The sequence below is a fragment of the Oleiphilus sp. HI0117 genome (assembly GCF_001635235.1).
In genome coordinates this window covers 1-988 of sequence record NZ_LWGA01001503.1, presented here as the reverse complement: position 1 = coordinate 988, position 988 = coordinate 1, and the positions used below count along the sequence as shown (strand labels likewise).

1 protein-coding gene is annotated in these 988 nt (G+C 42.9%); it reads left to right on the top strand.

Annotated features, from left to right (window positions below; translation table 11 throughout):
* Positions 1–23: 23 nt before the first annotated feature.
* The coding region (locus A3757_RS24805; RefSeq protein WP_197470305.1) for a hypothetical protein at positions 24–988 on the top strand (965 nt) is incomplete at its 3' end.

The window sequence follows — 988 nt, the reverse complement described above, 5'->3', positions numbered from 1 at the left end:
ATAGGCATCTGAGCGAATATATTGTGAGTGAAATTCTCTCTCAACAGCCGCAAAATGTTTCAGACTTCTTATTGAGGTCTTCATGTTTACTCCGCTTAAACGCGCAGCTTTGCGACTCGATGCTTAATATCCAGGGTTCTGCGAAGATACTTGACCACCTTTATAGAGCAAACCTCTTCATTACCCCCTTAGATAATGAACATAGCTGGTACCGTTATCATGAGATGTTTAGAGAGTCGCTCCTTCGAAAAATTAAAGTAGAGCAACCAACACTTCTAGAAACATTGCAGAAAAGCGCTATTGAGTGGCTTGTCACGCATGAACAAGCCCATGAAGCGATAGAGCAAGTTGTTCAACTTCAAGATTGGGATCTTTTAATACAATTGCTTGAAAAAAATGGTAACAACCTAATACATGAAGGGCATCACTTACTCGTTTTAGAGTGGCTTCGAAAAGTACCCGAAAAGCTATTTAGCCAGTCTCCCCGCGCGATTATGCTTAAGATCTGGGCATTGTTCTTCAGTAACAAAATTGAAGTGATTGCCCCTTTGCTAGAAGAGCTGGAACTCCTTATTGATAAGCAACGCTTGCTTTGCATTGAAACTAGCGCAAGTGAATTAATTGACTTACATAGTGAGATCTCGCTTATTCGGGCCTATCTGGCTCGCAGCCAGTCAGACCTAAAGAGCGCAGGACAATTAACTAAAGATGTTCTGAAAGAGCTCGATACAACCAAGATGCCCCTTAAATCCGTCACCTATTACGGAATTGGTCTTGATAGCTTCGCTGTCGGTGACCTGGAGTCTGCGGAAGCTGCTTTGAGCGAAGCAATTGAGCATGGCAAGCGAGAGAAGAAATATACCACGGTGCTATCAAGCAGCGGCCTGCTTGGATGGATCTATTTTTACCAAGGTAATCTTGAAAAAGCGTTAGAAACCGGGATTATTAACCAACAATGGATCGATAGCTATCACGACAGCTCTCAACC